This is a genomic window from Pedobacter sp. UC225_65 (genome assembly GCF_042698365.1).
In the GTDB taxonomy this organism is placed as follows: domain Bacteria; phylum Bacteroidota; class Bacteroidia; order Sphingobacteriales; family Sphingobacteriaceae; genus Pedobacter.
In genome coordinates this window covers 2523470-2541016 of record NZ_CP170550.1, presented here as the reverse complement: position 1 = coordinate 2541016, position 17547 = coordinate 2523470, and the positions used below count along the sequence as shown (strand labels likewise).

Here is a 17547-nt window from a genome sequence, read left to right as displayed (position 1 = left end):
CCGCCAAAAGACAATTAGGCTATCAATAATGGATCAGAAACATGTCTATATCGAAAAACAGTACATCGGCCGCGATTATATCCGTATTGCGATCAGGCTGTTGATGGCTGCATTCTGTTTTGCTGCCTATGTTTACGAACGTGACCGTGACAATACGGTAGATTTTTTTAGTAGTGGGTTTTGGCATCATTGGCGTGTCGATCATCCTTCTTTTCTTGATACAGTATAAAATCCGTATCGAAAATAAAAGTGTAATTATAGACGGTTTATGGACAGCCAAAAAAGTGAAGATCGATCTGAACAGCATCGTAAAAGTGCGCAAGGCAACCTACAGTAATTATGTGTTCAATAATCCTGTATATAACCTTCACCGCAAAGGAAGCATCAGGTTTTATTCTTCTGGTAAAGACGCGGTGGTATTAACCGATAGGGATGGCTTGGAATATTTTATTGGTACACAACGCCCCAATGAAATGTATCTGGTGATCCAGGCCGAGATGAAAAGCTGATCATCATCTTAATTGGGATTTATTTCCCCAAAAATCTATATCTTGTTTCTTGATTTCAAAGTAATTTGGATGCTTTTGTGAACTTATACCCATACTTTGTACTGGGCATGCTTCTTGTGTCCTTATCAAGTTAACACTCAAAAAAATAAACAGATGAAAAACGAACACATTTTAATTTTAGGAATTGGCGCATTATTGGTTTCATTTACAGGTTTGGCCAATGCACAAGAAGCCCCTAAACCAGTTTCTATTGAGGTTTTAAAAACCAGAGATGCTTTATTGAAAGAAACAACAAAATTAAACGGACTAAAGATCAAATTGGCTAATGCCGAGGCACAAACAAAAAAACTAGAAAAAGACATTGTTACTGCAAATGATCTTGTAACCAGATCAACGAAAGAAAGCAAAGAAATGTCGGCAAAGATGATCGCCAATGCAGGCGACCAGAAGTTGGCCAAAAAAGCAAAAAGTGCAGCGAAGACTTCATATAATGATACCAAAAAAGCCCATCAATTGGCTGACAATTTAAAATCTAATCAAAAAAGTATTGTAAGTCTGAAAGCCAATATCGAAAAATCTAAGGTTAAAATCGCTAAGATGGACCAACAGTTGAAGTTTAGTGGGGCCAAAACAGTCAAATAATTGCAGCGTAAGAGGCTTTTTTTAGCTAATCGTAAATAGTAGGCAGCTATACCAATTAGGATGTTATTTTTGTAGGCGCAGCAGTTGATGGTTTCCAGACTGGATATCAATATTAAGCAGATAGACAAATGAACAGAATGATTACAATTTTCGTGCTTGTTTTTAGCACGAGCCTAGTTTTTGCACAAGCCAATAAAACCCAACAAAAAGATAATACTAAGCCTTTTGTCCTTGGTGTAATTGACGAGATACAGTCAAAAGAATTGGCCGAGAAAAGGGTATTGAATATTTATCTTCCTGAAGGTTATCGCGAAAGTGATACCACAAAATATCCTGTAATCTATTTGCTTGATGGTTCGGCAGATGAAGATTTTATCCATATTGTTGGGCTTGTTCAGTTCAACAGTTTTGAATGGATAAATCACGTTCCCAAATCGATCATTGTAGGTATTGCAACAGTTGATAGGAGAAGGGACTTTACATTTCCAACAAAGATTGAAGGAGACAAAAAAAAGTATCCAACAAGTGGACATTCCGATCAATTTATCTCGTTTATTGAAAAAGAGCTTCAGCCTTTTATCGAAAAAAAGTACAAAACAAATGCTTCGAAAACCATTATTGGGCAATCATTAGGCGGACTGTTGGAAACAGAAATCTTACTGAAAAAACCAACACTTTTTAACAAATATATTATTGTAAGCCCAAGTTTATGGTGGGATAATGGCACATTGCTTGGTCAGGATTCGAAAATTTTTCAAGATAGCTTTAACCAAAAAACAGACATTTATATTGGTGTAGGTAAAGAAGGGCTTACCCCAACCGAATTGCCAAGAGTGATGGAGGTTGATGCAAATCTTTTGGCCGAAAAGTTAAAAGGAACAAAGAGCAAAAATGTAAAAGTCTATTTCGACTATCTGCCTCAAGAAGATCATGCTACGATCCTGCATCAAGCCGTTTCAAATTCGTTTAGGTTGATCTTATCCAAAAACTGATAAAAAGTAAGGTAGGTCGCAAACAACAACTATTAATTCTTTTCTTACAATAGGACAAATAAGCTGCATTGATAAAATAAAAACTCTACGTTAATTTTATTACCAATAGATAACACAAATTAAATAAGATATAGGTTAATTTGCTGTATTGAATTTGTTCTTAAATAGAAATCATATTAATGAAAATAGGAATTGTTTGTTATCCTACCTTCGGTGGTAGTGGTGTTGTAGCAACAGAATTGGGTAAGGCATTAGCCAATGAAGGTCATCAAGTTCATTTTATCACTTACAGCCAGCCAGCGCGTCTCGATTTTTTTTCTGCCAATCTATTTTATCATGAAGTTTCGGTAAGGGATTATCCTTTATTTGATTATGCTCCATACGAATCGGCCCTAGCCAGTAAATTGGTAGATGTGGTCCGCTTTGAACAGCTTGATATTTTACACGTACATTATGCAATCCCTCATGCATCTGCAGCATTTATGGCCAAGCAGAGTCTTAGCTACCTACGGTATTAATATTCCATTTGTAACCACTTTGCACGGTACAGATATTACCTTGGTAGGTAAAGACGCAACCTATAAACCAGTGGTAACTTTCTCTATCAACCAAAGTGATGGTGTAACTACGGTTTCAGAAGATCTGAAAGAAGATACCTATAAACATTTCGAGATCCAGAAAGACATCAAGGTAATCCCAAACTTTATAGATTTTAATCGTTTTAGCCTACAGCCAAAAGATCATTTTAAAAAGGCAATTGCCCCAAATAATGAGCGCATTTTGATTCATACCTCAAACTTTAGAAAAGTAAAACGTACAGAAGATGTAATCAAGATGTTTCAAAAGGTACAGGAAAAAATACCTTCTAAATTGTTGATGGTAGGAGATGGCCCTGAACGTACGGCCAATGAGCAGCTTTGCCGCGAACTGAATATCTGTGAAAATGTAAGGTTTTTAGGTAAACAAGATGCGATTGAAGAGATTTTATCGGTATCAGACCTGTTTTTGATGCCATCAGAATCCGAGAGTTTTGGTTTGGCAGCATTGGAAGCCATGGCTTGTAAAGTACCAATCATTACTACGAATGCAGGCGGCTTGCCAGAGCTGAATGTAGATGGCTATTGTGGTTATATGAGCAATGTTGGCGATGTAGAAGATATGGCCAAAAAAGCAGTCTTGATATTGGAAAATGATGAGACTTTAAAAGAATTTAAAGAACACGCTTATCTACGTGCCAAAGATTTTGATCTTAAAAAGATATTGCCAATGTATATCAATTATTATACAGAGGTGCTTCAACAATCGTTGGTAACAGGATAAAAAATAAAGTTTTTATAAAAGCCATAAGGAAATTACTTCTTTATAGCTTTTTTTTGGGTTGGAATTTATTGAGGTTTGATCTGTTGGTCTGGTTTTTCCTCATCTTCCTCCTCAATTTCTGTCCTGATTTCGATGGTGTTCTCTTTTCTTCCAGAAGAGGGTGTGGGTATACCTCCGCTCAAACCTACACCAACTGTTGCCAGTAAGATTAAAAATATCAACACGATGATACGCATTAATTTTTTGAAAAATTTCATGAAATAAATAATTGACCAATGCCATAGCGGTATCGGTTTCCTGAAAAATAAACTATTGGTAAAGCCAAATGAATTGGCGAAGAGGATGGATTATCCTAAAAGAAAAGACAAAGTAGATTCTTTAGAATCTTGAGGTATGGTTTTTAAAGGAAAAAACTGCTTGGTGTTCTGATTGACATATTGTTGTCGGAGCAGTTTAAATTTGGTCTGTAAAGCGCGATGATAGTGGACTAAAACAATGTTGCCAAAAGCAGGGGTGTTGATCAGGTCATTTTGGCCATCAGAATTAACTCGGTAATGATAATGAACAAGTCTGTTATTGTGCTTTTGTGCCGTACCAATAACAGATTCTGTTTGTACAGCCCTATGTTGACCAGGTTGCACATTGCTTACTCCGCCAGAAAACACAAAAAAGCCAAGACACAACAATAAGGTCAAAAGCCATTTTGATGATTGATGTGGAGGAGTTAAGCTATTGTTTTTCATTAGTGGGCTTATTTTTTGCTAAATACCAAACACACCGGAACACCAACATTAATTCTTTTGCCACTATCCTTTAATTTACCTGTAGTTTGGTCGCGGTTAAAGATAACCACATCATTTGTATATTGATGGGCAACCAGTAAGAAACGACCGCTAGGATCAATACTAAAGTTCCGTGGACCTTTCCCTAAGGTACTTTGAATGTCTATCAATTTTAGCGTTCCTGTTGGAAGAATTGCAAAAGTGCTAATGGTATTGGCGTCGCCACGGTTGGTTTCGTATAGAAATTTGCCATCTGCCGAGATATGGATATCGGCACCATCAATCTTGCCCGTAAAGTCTTTGGCAATTGTTCCAATTTCTTGCACCTTGTTTAGTTTGCCATCAGCGTAGGTAAATGCAGTAATGCTGCCATTAAACTCATGGGCCAAATAGGCAAACTTACCATTAGGGCTAAAAGTCAAATGTCTGGGTCCAGAACCTGCATTGGTTTTGATCACATTTTTAACCGTCAACACCTGGTTTTTACTGTTTGGGTTATAATGGTAGATATAGGTATGGTCTTCTCCAAGGTCGTTTACCAATAGATATTTTTTGTCTGGCGTAAATTGTACCATGTGTACATGCGCACTTGTCTGTCTTTTAGGGTCGATACTTTTTCCTGTATGTTGAACAACCTGTTTGGCATCGGTTAATGAACCATCGGCATTTCGTCCGAAAACAGCAATGCTACCGCCACTATAATTCGCTATGATTACGTTTTTATCGTCAACACTGATGTAACAAGGACTGCACCCGCAGCAGGCTTTTTGTTTAAGAAAACAAGATTTCCACTTTTTGGGTCGTAGCCAAAAGCACTCACAGCACTGTTCTTTCCATCTTCGTTTACGCTGTACACAAATTTCCTATCCTTACTTACTGCCAAATAACTGGGGTTAACCACGTTCTTGGCCACACTTTTCAATTTGGTTTCGGCAGTTTGGTTGTCATAATCATAAACATAGATGCCTTCACTATTCCCTTTGTTGGTATAAGTGCCCACCAATAGGTTATAGGTTTGCGCTTGGGTATGGAATGCTAAGAATAAAACGAATGTAAAGAATAGGTATTTTTTCATGCAAAAGCTGTTGTTACAAAAAAGACAACGATTTACGTTGTCTTATCTTGTGAAATTACTTAAAATATCGATTATTTTATCAAATGTTTGATCTGAATCAATTCATGTTCTTCTAAGAAGCGCCATCTGCCACGTGGAAGGTCTTTTTTGGTCAAGTTGCCATAAACAACACGGTCAAGTTTAACCACATCGTAACCTAGGTGTTCAAATATTCTACGTACGATTCTGTTTTTTCCACTATGGATCTGGATGCCGATTTCTTTTTTACTTGCACCAGCCACATAAGAAATGTTATCAGGTTTGATCAAACCATCTTCTAATTCTAAACCAAATTGGATTTTATTGAAATCACCCTGGCTTAGATTTTTGCTCAATTCAACATGGTAAGTCTTGGTAATGCCATTTCTGGGATGAGATAGCTTATCTGCCAATTCACCATCATTGGTCATTAAGATTAAACCAGTAGTATTTCTGTCCAAACGTCCAACTGGATAAATGCGCTCACGACTGGCTTTCTCAACCAATTGCATTACGGTTTTACGTTCTTGTGGATCGTCTGTTGTAGTGATATAATCTTTTGGCTTGTTCAATAAAACGTAAACTTTCTTTTCGCGTTTCAACAATTCGCCATTGTAACGTACTTCGTCTTTGTAAGGGTCTATTTTATGGCCAAGCTCAGCAATGGGCACGCCATTTACCGAAATTACACCAGCCTCGATCAATTCGTCTGCCTTACGACGAGAGCAAATTCCAGAATTGGCGATATAACGGTTCAAACGGATTAAACCATCGTCTTTTGGCTCTGGTGCATTTTTCCTGGCCCTTGTAGCGGGAGATACACGTTCACCACGGTCATCTTTGCGTTTAAAGTCGCCATCTTCTCTTTTTCTATATGGGCGGCTATCTGTACTTCTAGAAGCACCGCTTTTTCTATCTGCAAAATTTGGCTTCTCCCCATCTTTCGCGTAATTGTCTTTTTTAATGTAACTGCGCTTGGTTTCAGCAGAATCGTCTCTAGAGCTGCCTTCTTTATACGCTTTTGATTTATAGCCACTATTGCCACTTTCTTTCTTTTCCCAAGGTTTAAAGCCACCTTTTTCGTTGCTTTCGGTTCTTGGTTTGAAATCTTTTCCGGCCGATGGTCTTGATGATGAATAAGGTTTAGAATCTCCGTCTCTTGCTGTTCTAGGTTTGTATTCTTTGGCTGAACCATCTCTGTCGGCTCTTGGTTTGAAATCTTTACCTGCCGAAGGTCTTGACGATGAGTATGGTTTCGAATCACCATCTCTAGCTGTTCTGGGTTTGTATTCTTTTCTGTCGCCTGCCGCAAAACCAGATTTGCGTTTGTCTTTATCCTTGTCTTCTTTTTTGTCAAATCCAGAATTGCTTTTTCCGTCTTTGTCATTAAATCTTGCTTTGGGTTTGTCGGTGCCTGCAGGTCTTCTACCTGCGTTGCTTCCGCCCGCCTTGGACTTGTCATCGCGACTGTTCCTGTTATTGTTTTTTATCATGATACGCTTTTAACCACATAAAATATGCGGGTGCAAAGATAATAAAAATGCAACAATCTATTTCGTAAAAATCAAGCTAAAATCACTTAAATAAAATCGCTGTTTAAACACATTTAAACCTTGATTTTTGCGGAAAAATACGTAACTATTTGATAATTAACTAAATGTATTGTATCTTTGCAAATCCAATTATAATTGTTCACCAAAAAAAGGAGGAAGATGATAAAGAAACACCTCACTCCATGCGTAATAATTTTAACATTATTAGTCATGGCAAAAGTGTTTGCTTATACACTACCAGAAGTAAAAACAGATCTAAAAAACAACAATCTCACCACCAAAGTAAAACAAGCTGAAGAGCCAGCATTTACCTTAGCTCAATTAGAATTTGCAGACGAAACCTTGCCTTTGGGCGATAATAAGGTGAAGGGCAAAATGAAGAAGGTTTTAGCTTCTTTTGCTTATCAAAATCTGCAAACAAATCGTTTACACCGCAAAGCCGCGGAATGGTTTCCTATTATTGAACCTATTTTGGCCGCTTATGGTATCCCGAACGATTTTAAATACATGCCCTTAGTAGAATCGGGACTGCAAGATGGTACTTCGCCAAAAGGCGCGGCAGGTTATTGGCAATTTATGCCAGGTACGGCCCGTACTTATGGATTGAAAGTAAACAGTAGGGTTGATGAGCGTAAAAACTTGAAAAAATCGACCATTGCAGCCTGTAAGTACATCAAAGAGTTATATGGTATTTTTGAAAGCTGGACTTTAGTTGCAGCGGCCTATAATGTTGGAGATGCGCACATGAAAAGGCAGATCAATAAGCAAAGTCAAGACAATTATTTCAAAATGAAACTGAACCGTGAAACAGGTGGATATGTTTACAAACTCATTTCTGTGAAAGAAATTCTTGAAAACCCCGTACGTAATGGTTATACCAACCAAAAAGCATTGATTGCTTATACTGGTAGTACAAATACTATGGTAGAATAAGATTTGTTTACTTAATGGACTAAAGCCATTCCACCTGTTGGAATGGCTTTTTTTATCGCCCACATGTTGAACAGTTTCTTTGGATAAGCCTATATTTGTTATTTTAGCAGTTCTATGTCTTTGCAAAAACTCCGTGTCATTTCTGTAGAAAAACAAGCCGCCGAAGTATTGACCATCAATTTCGAAACGGTGAATGGTGTAAAACTAGTTTATAAAGCTGGCCAGTTTTTGCCTTTGGTTTTTCAGGTCAATGGAAAGGAGTTAAGGCGTTCTTATTCTTTTTGTAGTTCGCCGGATATTGATGAGCCGATTACGATAGCTGTTAAACTGGTAGAAAATGGGGAGATTTCGAGATTTATCCATCATCAATTATCGGTCGGAGATATCGTAACTGTTGCCAAGCCAAATGGCCAGTTTACCTATCATCCGGTAAAAGAAATGGAAAGAACTGTTTTTCTTTTTGCGGCAGGGGTGGGCATTACCCCGTTGTTATCTATTTTAAAAACAGCATTGGTTAAAGAGGTCAATTCTAAGATCGTATTGGTCTATAGTACACGTTCTGCAGAGGATACCTTGTTCATCAACGAAATTGCCAAATGGCAGGTTGCTTATCCTGAAAGGTTTAAGGTTATCCATCTTTTCAGCAATTCTAAAAACCTGATGCGGGCTAGGCTCAATGGATTTCTCATCAACCAATTGGTCAAAGAAAACATGAGCTTTGATAGAAATGATGTGCTGTTTTATACTTGTGGCCCAGTTGATTACATGGATGTTTGTCGGATTACCTTATTAGGTGCGGGATTTAAACCAAGCCATGTGAAACGGGAAACTTTTGTGCTGCCAGAGGATGAAGTAGACGAGGATGATATGACGGAAAAAGTAAAGGATACCAATACTTATTCTGTCAATTTGCACTTTAAGGGCAATGTACACCATTTATTAATTCCTTATCCAAAAAGGATCTTGGAAGTTGCTTTGGAAAATAAGATTGATTTGCCCTATAGCTGTAGTGGAGGTGTTTGTAGTACGTGTACGGCAACTTGCATTTCTGGCCATGTGAAGATGGACTACAATGAAGTTTTAACAGATCAGGAAATAGCCGAAGGCAGGGTTTTGGTTTGTACAGGCCGTCCTACTGAAAATGAAACTACCATTACTTGGGAGTAGAAGTTAAAGATTACAAGTTGAATGTTTTGAGTGCATGCAGCCTTACAAAAGTACTCCTGTTTTTTGTTAAATAAACCCGATAACAGTGCAAAGCCCGCAGCGCAGCGAGGACTTGGAACGGAAAGCGGGACTGCAGCAAGCGAAGAACCACAGTTTGTGCTTTTCTAAATAAGTTGAAGATTAAAAGTTAAAGGTTCTGGGAGAATAGAGCTTAATCTTTATAAAAATTAGATCTTCCTTTCGGGCAAAGGCACAAACTCGGTTTCGCCAGGTACAGGGTCAAATTCTTGGGCTAACCATTTCGTCTTAGCTGCTTCGATCAGCTCTTTGCTCGTAGCCACAAAATTCCAATAGATGAAACGTTCTTCTGGGAAAGGTTCTCCGCCGAAAATGTAGATGGTGCTATTGGCCAATAGCGTAAACTCGCACAGTGAACTTTCTTTGGCAACCAATAATTGTTTTGGGCCAAACGTATTGCCCTCACTTTCAACACCCCCTTCTAAAATGTAGATGCCGCTTTCTCCGAAAAGTTGGTCGCCAATTTTGACATTGGTTTTACTTGTACTTTTTAGTTCTAACAGATAGAGCGGGCTATAAACCGGAATTGGCGATTGATGTCCAAACACCTCACCAGCAATTAATTTGTATTGAACCCCATTTTCTTCCCAAACAGGTAATTGATCTGCATCTGCATGAAAAAATTCTGGTTCCATCTGCTCCAAATCTTTTGGCAGGGCAACCCAGATCTGTAGGCCATGCAACATTTTATTGGTGTGACGCAAATATTCTGGAGTCCTTTCAGAGTGGGCAATCCCTTTTCCAGAAGTCATCCAGTTTACCTGACCCGGTTTGATCTCTACTGAAGTTCCCAAACTGTCTTTGTGCATGATCGCCCCTTCAAAAAGATAAGTTAAGGTAGATAGGCCGATATGTGGATGGGGTGGGATGTCTAAATTGATATGGTCGCTCATTAAAGCCGGACCCATGTGGTCGATAAATGAAAATGGGCCAACCATTCTTTTCTCCCTGAAAGGCAATAGCCTGCCAACCATAAAATTGCCAATGTCACTTGGTCGTTCTTCGATAATGAGCTTGATATTCGACATCTCTATTTTTTTATTAAAGATAAGCTTTCGGTATTAAACAACAAACGCCCGTTGAAAAACGGGCGTCTGCAATTGTCAATTTATTTCTGTTAGTGAATGAGTTGCTATTTTTTATTCGCCGCTTTCTTCTTTAGCTTCAACCAATCCTGGTACATCTACCATTTCGTTAACGTCAGCATTGTAATCTACACCAGCAACATCAAAGCCGAACAAGTTTAAAAAATCGGTTTTATAACCCGCTAAATCACCTGTTGTAGGTAAAGTATCGGTATCTGCATTTTTCCAAAGTGCAGCAACTTTTTCTTGTACATCTGCTCTCATTTCCCAATCATCGATCCTAATTCTTCCTTTTTCGTCAACAGGAACCGCATCGCCAGTATATAAGCGTTGTTGATACAGCCGTTGGATCTGCTCGATACAGCCTTCGTGGATACCATCTTCCTTCATCAATCTTATACAAGAAAGAAATGTATAAAGGAATAACTGGAATTGCAGAACTAGCTTGGGTAACCAAGGCTTTGTTTACAGAAACGTAAGCTTTTCCATTTACTTCCGTTAATTTATCGGTAATGGTAAAGGCTGTAGCTTCTAAATTGTCTTTTGCTCTACCAATGGTTCCTTTGCGATAAACCGCTTCTGTAACCGCAGGGCCAATGTAAGAATAGGCCACGGTTGTAAAACCATCAGCCAACAAGTTTTCAGCCTTTAAAGCATCAATCCACATGGCCCAATCTTCACCACCCATTACGGCAATTGTATTTTCAATTTCTTCTTCATTTGCAGGTTCGATTGTTACTGTAGAAACTATTCCTGTATGAAAATCAACCGTTTTATCACTAAATGAACCACCAATCGGTTTTAAAACCGAACGGTGTGTTACGCCAGTTTTAGGGTTAGTTCTAACTGGAGATGCCAAACTATAGATCGACCAAGTCGATTTGACCTAGGTCGGCTTTGATCAATTCGATGGCCTGTGCTTTTACTTCGTCAGAAAAAGCATCACCATTAATGCTTTTGGCATATAGACCAGCTTTAGCGGCTTCAGTTTCAAACGCTGCTGTATTGTACCAACCTGGAGAAGCAGTTTTTCCTTCTTTTGGTGGTTTCTCGAAATAGACACCAATGGTGGCTGCATCTGATCCAAAAGCACTTGTAATTCTAGAAGCCAATCCGAAACCAGTTGAAGCACCGATAACCAGTACTTTTTTTGGACCATCAATCGGTCCTTTAGACTTAATATAGTTAATTTGATTAATTACGTTTTGCTCACAACCTTTTGGATGTGCAGTTAAACATATAAATCCTCGCATTCTAGGTTCAATAATCATAATTTTCTTTAGCTAATCCTTTAAATGATCCTCGTGGTTTTAAATTGCCCACGTTTTATCCTTCAAAACTATCCTTAATTTCTTTCCATTCCAAATGTTTTATTGTTGGCCTAGCTTTACAATGTGGATTGTGATTTTCAACGTCAATCGAAATAGGTGTTCAACACTTGCATTCTGCAACTATTTAGCTTTCTAATTGTTTAGCAAAAAGAAACAAAAAACCTTTAGGCCTAATGACAAAGAAACTACATTTTAAGCTTTGTAAATCAATAGCTTTTCTGCTTATTATTCGCTATTTTTGCAGGCTGTTTTTTAATACCGAGAATTCATAAATTTATGAGCAAAAAGAACGTTGACCTAGGCGAACAAAAAGATGTAGAAGTGTACGGTGCCAGGGTGCATAATCTTAAAAATATAGATGTAAGCTTTCCACGCAACAAACTGGTTGTGATTACTGGTTTAAGTGGTAGTGGCAAATCGTCTTTGGCTTTTGATACCATTTATGCAGAGGGGCAACGTCGCTATATGGAAACATTTAGCGCCTATTCTCGTCAATTCATGGGAGGGATGGAACGTCCTGATGTAGATAAGGTTTCAGGCCTTAGTCCGGTAATTGCCATCGAGCAAAAAACAACCAGTAAAAATCCACGTTCAACTGTTGGAACGATTACCGAGATCTACGATTTCATGCGCTTGTTATATGCCCGTGTGGCCGAGGCTTTTTCTTATAACACTGGTGAGAAGATGGAACGCATGAGCGAAGACCAGATTCTTAAAAATATTTACAAGAAATTTGATACGGTGGCCGTGAATATTTTGGCTCCGGTAGTTAAAGGTCGTAAAGGCCACTACAGAGAGTTGTTTGAGCAGATCCGCAAACAGGGTTATGTAAAGGTGCGTATTGATGGAGAGATCAAAGACATTACGGCTAAAATGCAGGTTGATCGCTATAAAATTCACGATATCGAGATTGTAGTAGACCGTTTGATCATCGATGAGAAAGACCATAAACGTTTATTGGACAGTATACAAACCGCCATGCGTTTAGGGAAAGGCATTATTAAGATTAGCGATAAGGACAATAATGTTGCCCATTTCAGCAAGTTTTTGATGTGTCCAACTACAGGAATCTCTTATGATGAACCACAGCCCAATAGTTTTTCTTTTAACTCGCCTTATGGTGCATGTGAGCGTTGTGATGGCTTGGGCTATATTTTTGTAGTAGACAAGGAATCGGTAATGCCTAATATGAAACTGAGCATTATTAACGGTGGTTTGGCACCACTTGGTGAATACCGTGATGTTTGGATGTTCCAGGTATTAAAGGCATTGGCAAAAAAGTATAATTTTTCGCTTTCTACACCACTTGAAAAGCTGGGCGATGAAAATATAGATATCATTTTAAACGGCACACATGAGTTGTTAAGTGTAGCTGTTGAATACAATAAATGGAATGTCCAGAATTACCAGATTACTTTTGATGGGATCATTAAGCTGTTGGAAGAACAACACGAGAAAAGAAGCGATACCGCTGCAGCTGATGATATGGATAATTTCAGGAAACTGAAAACCTGTCCTGAATGTAATGGCGCACGTTTGAAAAAAGAAAGTCTGCATTTTAAGGTAGACGGAAAGAATATCTTCGAACTTTCTGAAATGGATATCCTTGGTTTAAAAGCTTGGTTTACAGACGTAGAAAGCCGTTTAAACGACAGACAGAATACCATTGCCAAAGAATCTTAAAAGAGATCAGGGCGCGTATCGGTTTCTTAACAGACGTAGGGCTAACTTATTTGGCCTTAGACCGTACAGCTAGAACCCTTTCTGGTGGTGAAGCCCAACGTATCCGTTTGGCCACACAGATCGGCTCTCAATTGATGAATGTGATGTACATTTTGGATGAGCCAAGTATAGGTTTACACCAAAGGGATAATGAACGTTTGATTGGCGCCTTAAAAAACCTGCGCGATTTGGGCAATACGGTTTTGGTGGTTGAGCACGATAAGGACATGATCTTAGAGGCAGACCATGTCATTGACATTGGTCCGGCAGCTGGTGTACATGGGGGCGAGGTTGTGGCACAGGGAACACCTGCGCAGGTACCTAAAATCTGGAACATTAACGGCAGCCTACCTAAATGGTAAAAAAGGAATCGAAGTACCTAAAGTGCGACGTAAAGGAAACGGACATAAACTATCGATCATTAAAGCTACTGGACATAATTTAAAGGAAGTATCGGTTGATTTCCCTTTGGGTAAATTTATAGCGGTTACAGGCGTGTCTGGTAGTGGTAAGTCTAGCTTGATTACCGAAACATTGTATCCCATCTTAAACCATCATTTTTTTAGAGCGAAGAAACACCCGCTTCCATACGAAAAGATCAATGGATTGAAGGAAATTGATAAGGTGATCGAGAATCGATCAAGCGCCAATCGGTCGTACGCCTCGTTCAAATCCTTCTACCTATACAGGGGTTTTCTCTGATATCCGTAACCTGTTTGTATTGTTACCAGAGGCGAAAGACCGTGGTTACAAACCTGGGCGTTTCTCTTTTAATGTAAAAGGTGGCCGTTGCGAAACTTGCCAAGGTGCTGGGATGAAGGTGATCGAAATGAATTTCTTGCCGGATGTTGCTGTTCCTTGTGAAGAATGTGGTGGCAGACGATACAACCGTGAGACATTGGAAGTACGTTACCGTGGCAAATCTATCAGCGATGTACTAGACATGAGTATAGAGGAGGCTTGTCAGTTCTTTGAACATATGCCTGCTATTTATCGCAAGATCAAAACCCTTAATGATGTGGGCTTAGGTTACATCAGGTTGGGTCAATCTTCTACTACATTATCGGGTGGAGAGGCGCAACGTGTTAAATTGGCTACCGAACTATCGAAAAAAGATACGGGTAAAACATTTTATATCTTGGATGAACCTACCACAGGACTGCATTTCGAAGATATCAATGTATTATTGGGTGTATTGAATGAATTGGTGGAAAAAGGAAATACAGTATTGGTGATCGAGCATAACCTCGACGTGGTGAAAGTTGCCGATTGGGTAATTGATCTAGGTGAAGAAGGCGGCGCTGGTGGTGGAAGAATCATATTTGAAGGTACACCAGAAGGTTTGATCCAAAATCCAATTAGCTTAACAGGGAAATTCTTAAAGAAGGAGATGTCCTAATCATTTAAAAATAACTAATAAAAAAGCCATTCCAAGTAATTGGAATGGCTGTAAAATGGTTCAGCATCAATTAATCCAAGTGTTGGTCTCTTTTAAAAAGCTGAAGGTCTCTCGTGTTTTTTTGCACTGCGATAGCGCCAAATAGAGCGAGTAAAAAGCCAAAGGCATAAAATCCTTTTTCACTCGGTAAAAGGTCGGCATTCCATAAGCCTATCACCAATAAAGTGATGGTTAGGATGGTAGCAAACCAGCTGATGCCGTAATAGATTTCTGTAACAGGAATACTTTCCAATTTGTCTCTTACGGCTTTTTGTAAAGAGATAACGGCAAAAAGGCCGAACAGCAATACAGTAAAATAATAACCCTTTTCGTTTAGTAGCATATCGGAGCGCCAAAGCCCTACAATAAAGCCAATCATGCCAATTCCAAGTGCGATCCATGCGGCTGCTATGAATGCGTTTGATGGTTTTTGAATCATCGTTTTAAAATTTGGTTAGCGATTTAATTATTGATAATCAGATGCGCAACCTTGTAAAATGTTACTAAATAAAACAAAACCACTAGCTATTGGATTTAATAAACAGATTAGCCTAACTTAGCTTTATGCAAAACCTATTGACCTCGGCACAGCTGCAAAAGGCAGATATTTTTACCATCCAGCAACAAGGTATTTCTTCTGTTGAGCTGATGGAAAGGGCTGCTGTAGGATTTGTAGCAGCATTTAAGAAAGCATTTCCAGAACGCAAAAATAACATTGCCATTTTATGTGGGCGGGGTAACAATGGAGGAGATGGTTTGGCAATTGCCAGACTTTTAACAGAGGATGATTACAAACATATTAAAGTATATCTAGTCAATTTCTCAGCCAAACAAAGCGAAGATTATACCGCAAACCTTGAACGGTTGACCGAGAAAAAGATCAAGTCAATCACTGTCTCAAAAGCCGAAGATCTTAAAGACTTAAAGGCCGATATCGTTATTGATGCAGTTTTGGGCTCTGGTTTAAATAAACCTTTAGCGGGCGAGTATGCAACCTTGGCTAGTTTGGTTAACAGCTTAAAGAAAACAGTGGTAAGCGTGGATGTGCCAACTGGGTTTAATGCAGAAGGTGAAATACCAATTGCTTACAATGGGATCAAAGCTGATCTGGCAATCTGTTTCCAACAACCCAAACTTAATTTTTTCTTTCCCGAATCGGTAGCGGCATTAGCAAGGTTTAAAGTGGTTGATATAGGTTTGGATAAAGATTTCATCACAGATCAACCGAGTGATTGGAAGTTGACCACCAAGGCCGATATCAAACATATGCTCAAACCTAGAGCAAATTTTACACATAAAGGTACTTACGGACATGCTTTATTGGTAGCCGGAAACGATACTACAATGGGGGCGGCCCTTTTATCGGCAAGTTCCTGTTTACATATAGGTGCTGGATTAACGACCGTTTGTCTACCAAAAAGTGGATTGGTTGCTTTAAATTCGACCTTGCCAGAGGTAATGGCCTTACCCCGACATGAACATTTAGACATCGCGGCTTTTGAAAAGTTTACAACCATTGCCATTGGTCCTGGTTTGGGTACAGAGGAAGAAAACGAAATCTTATTGGCAAGATTGATCAGCCTTAAAAAGCCACTGATAGCTGACGCAGATGCCTTGAATATTTTAGCGCAAAGAAAAGACCTATTGGATGATTTGGCTGCCCAAAGTATTTTAACACCTCACCTAAAGGAGTTTGATCGACTGTTTGGTGTGCATCAAAATTGGTGGGAAAGATTAATAACAGCACAAAGAGAAGCCAGAACAAGACATTTGGTCATTGTGCTTAAAAACCAATACACGTTTGTCTGTTTACCAAATGGTGAAGTCCACATCAATGCTACAGGAAACCCTGCGATGGCTTCTGGAGGAATGGGAGATGTATTAACGGGAATAATTGCAGGTTTGGTAGCACAATCTTACCCTGCCGAAACAGCGGCGATTTTAGCAGCATACCTACACGGTAGGTCAGGCGATGAATTGGCTAAAAAGAGCTTTACGATAAATGCTTCAAGACTGGCTTTACAGCTTCCAAAAACGTTAAGGAAAATTTTAGATTAGATAGTAACACCACCCATTACCACCATTTTTTCCATGGTTGGGTTCTGGCTACCGCCCATAGGTTCTATGGTTACGGCAAAAGCTTGGGCTTTTTCTATGGTTTCCATTTGTTTAACGGCTTCTTTAGCATTGTCGGTGCTGCTAAATACACCTAAACTTACTGGTTTTCCATCAACAAGAGCCCATAACTGGTATTCATGTGCCTGGTCCGTTTTGGGAAGGTCCATAGCCACATAGTTGATCAATATACTTTTGTCCTTTTTATTCCAATAAACCAGCATTTTTGCTTTTGGAGAATCCTTAACACCTGCTAGTTTTACGGTAGCCCATTCATCGGTTTCCGTCATGGCTATCCTATTTTCCATTCCACTCTTGTCAAACTCGAGTTTAGAAACAGTCGATGCAAATTTTTCTTTGTCTAAACTTAATGTTGCGATCTGTTCATTGGCTTGACTTAAATCTTTATGTGCAGAGAACAAAGCACCCAAACTCAACACCAATAAGATACTACAAGCAATCAATGCATAACGCAATGTTCTCACGGTACCATCTTTTTGTCCTTCGTATAAGGGTACTACTTTCGGTTCAGGCGCTGATGTAGTAACAGGAGCAGTAGTAGTAAATTGGGCTAGTATTTTATCTTCTAAAGCGTTTGATGGGGCAATTGCATTTTCAAGCGCATAAGCTTCCAGGGCAAGTTCAATAGCAGCAAGTTCTGCGCTAACCTCCGGATGCTTATTGGCCATAGCTTCAACTTCACTACTTTCTTGGGCGTTCAATTGCCCTAGAACGTAAAGTTCAAGTATGCCTGATTCGATATATGCTTTTACTTCTTCCACTTCCA

General features: G+C 39.1%; 16 protein-coding genes and 3 pseudogenes. 9 read left to right on the top strand and 10 right to left on the bottom strand.

What is annotated here, in order from left to right; genetic code table 11:
- Window positions 1-28 precede the first annotated feature (28 nt).
- The 5 genes and pseudogenes from ACFJIZ_RS13340 (at window position 29) to bshA (ending at window position 3463) form a co-directional block, all read left to right on the top strand.
- Complete coding sequence (locus ACFJIZ_RS13340; protein ID WP_379084786.1) at window positions 29-229, top strand: hypothetical protein; 201 nt, start codon at window positions 29-31, stop codon at window positions 227-229.
- Window positions 216-509 carry a hypothetical protein gene (locus ACFJIZ_RS13335; RefSeq protein ID WP_379084783.1) on the top strand — a complete coding sequence of 98 codons (294 nt, stop codon included), beginning with the start codon at window positions 216-218 and terminating at the stop codon, window positions 507-509. Before ACFJIZ_RS13340 ends, ACFJIZ_RS13335 begins: the two co-directional genes overlap by 14 nt.
- 153 nt (window positions 510-662) lie before the next feature.
- Window positions 663-1151, top strand: a complete 489-nt coding sequence (locus ACFJIZ_RS13330; RefSeq protein ID WP_379084780.1) for a hypothetical protein — start codon at window positions 663-665, stop codon at window positions 1149-1151.
- 137 nt (window positions 1152-1288) lie between these two features.
- Window positions 1289-2143, top strand: a complete 855-nt coding sequence (locus ACFJIZ_RS13325) for an alpha/beta hydrolase (protein ID WP_379084777.1) — start codon at window positions 1289-1291, stop codon at window positions 2141-2143.
- A gap of 179 nt (window positions 2144-2322) precedes the next feature.
- Window positions 2323-3463, top strand: a pseudogene (gene bshA, locus ACFJIZ_RS13320) (N-acetyl-alpha-D-glucosaminyl L-malate synthase BshA).
- A 65-nt stretch (window positions 3464-3528) separates the two neighbouring features.
- On the opposite strand, the gene ACFJIZ_RS13315 reads toward bshA, so the two are convergent.
- The 4 genes and pseudogenes from ACFJIZ_RS13315 to ACFJIZ_RS13300 all read right to left on the bottom strand — a co-directional run bounded on the left by ACFJIZ_RS13315 (window position 3529) and on the right by ACFJIZ_RS13300 (window position 6831).
- Window positions 3529-3720 carry a hypothetical protein gene (locus ACFJIZ_RS13315; protein ID WP_379084774.1) on the bottom strand — a complete coding sequence of 64 codons (192 nt, stop codon included), beginning with the start codon at window positions 3718-3720 and terminating at the stop codon, window positions 3529-3531.
- A gap of 90 nt (window positions 3721-3810) precedes the next feature.
- Complete coding sequence (locus ACFJIZ_RS13310) at window positions 3811-4206, bottom strand: hypothetical protein (RefSeq protein ID WP_379084771.1); 396 nt, start codon at window positions 4204-4206, stop codon at window positions 3811-3813.
- 8 nt (window positions 4207-4214) lie between these two features.
- Window positions 4215-5320 (bottom strand): annotated as a pseudogene (locus ACFJIZ_RS13305) (lactonase family protein).
- A 71-nt stretch (window positions 5321-5391) separates the two neighbouring features.
- On the bottom strand, window positions 5392-6831 hold the full coding sequence (locus ACFJIZ_RS13300) for a pseudouridine synthase (RefSeq protein WP_379084768.1): 1440 nt from the start codon (window positions 6829-6831) through the stop codon (window positions 5392-5394).
- A gap of 270 nt (window positions 6832-7101) precedes the next feature.
- On the opposite strand from ACFJIZ_RS13300, the gene ACFJIZ_RS13295 reads away from it, so the two are divergent.
- Window positions 7102-7824, top strand: a complete 723-nt coding sequence (locus tag ACFJIZ_RS13295; RefSeq protein WP_379084765.1) for a lytic transglycosylase domain-containing protein — start codon at window positions 7102-7104, stop codon at window positions 7822-7824.
- Window positions 7825-7938: 114 nt separating this feature from the next.
- Window positions 7939-8991 (top strand): 2Fe-2S iron-sulfur cluster-binding protein, encoded by a 1053-nt coding sequence (locus tag ACFJIZ_RS13290; RefSeq protein WP_379084762.1) that lies wholly within the window; start codon window positions 7939-7941, stop codon window positions 8989-8991.
- Window positions 8992-9218: 227 nt separating this feature from the next.
- Here ACFJIZ_RS13290 and ACFJIZ_RS13285 read toward each other — a convergent pair whose 3' ends face one another.
- The 4 genes from ACFJIZ_RS13285 to ACFJIZ_RS13270 form a co-directional block, all read right to left on the bottom strand.
- Window positions 9219-10097, bottom strand: coding sequence for a pirin family protein (locus ACFJIZ_RS13285; RefSeq protein WP_379084759.1), 879 nt, complete (start codon window positions 10095-10097; stop codon window positions 9219-9221).
- 111 nt (window positions 10098-10208) lie between these two features.
- Window positions 10209-10544, bottom strand: a complete 336-nt coding sequence (locus tag ACFJIZ_RS13280) for a hypothetical protein (RefSeq protein ID WP_379084756.1) — start codon at window positions 10542-10544, stop codon at window positions 10209-10211.
- Window positions 10453-11013 (bottom strand): hypothetical protein, encoded by a 561-nt coding sequence (locus ACFJIZ_RS13275; protein WP_379084753.1) that lies wholly within the window; start codon window positions 11011-11013, stop codon window positions 10453-10455. The genes ACFJIZ_RS13280 and ACFJIZ_RS13275 overlap by 92 nt, the downstream gene beginning before the upstream one ends.
- A 1-nt stretch (window position 11014) precedes the next feature.
- Entirely contained in the window at window positions 11015-11407 is a 393-nt protein-coding gene (locus ACFJIZ_RS13270) for a hypothetical protein (RefSeq protein ID WP_379084751.1), read from the bottom strand.
- A 354-nt stretch (window positions 11408-11761) separates the two neighbouring features.
- Between ACFJIZ_RS13270 and uvrA the strand changes: the two are divergent.
- Window positions 11762-14606: pseudogene (uvrA, locus tag ACFJIZ_RS13265) on the top strand (excinuclease ABC subunit UvrA).
- Between the two features lie 70 nt (window positions 14607-14676).
- On the opposite strand, the gene yiaA reads toward uvrA, so the two are convergent.
- On the bottom strand, window positions 14677-15084 hold the full coding sequence (gene yiaA / locus ACFJIZ_RS13260; RefSeq protein ID WP_379084748.1) for an inner membrane protein YiaA: 408 nt from the start codon (window positions 15082-15084) through the stop codon (window positions 14677-14679).
- A 125-nt stretch (window positions 15085-15209) separates the two neighbouring features.
- Here yiaA and ACFJIZ_RS13255 point away from each other — a divergent pair, with 125 nt between their 5' ends.
- Window positions 15210-16703 (top strand): NAD(P)H-hydrate dehydratase, encoded by a 1494-nt coding sequence (locus ACFJIZ_RS13255; RefSeq protein WP_379084745.1) that lies wholly within the window; start codon window positions 15210-15212, stop codon window positions 16701-16703.
- Here ACFJIZ_RS13255 and ACFJIZ_RS13250 read toward each other — a convergent pair.
- Window positions 16700-17542, bottom strand: a complete 843-nt coding sequence (locus tag ACFJIZ_RS13250) for an anti-sigma factor domain-containing protein (protein WP_379084742.1) — start codon at window positions 17540-17542, stop codon at window positions 16700-16702. The genes ACFJIZ_RS13255 and ACFJIZ_RS13250 overlap by 4 nt on opposite strands.
- Window positions 17543-17547: the final 5 nt, after the last annotated feature.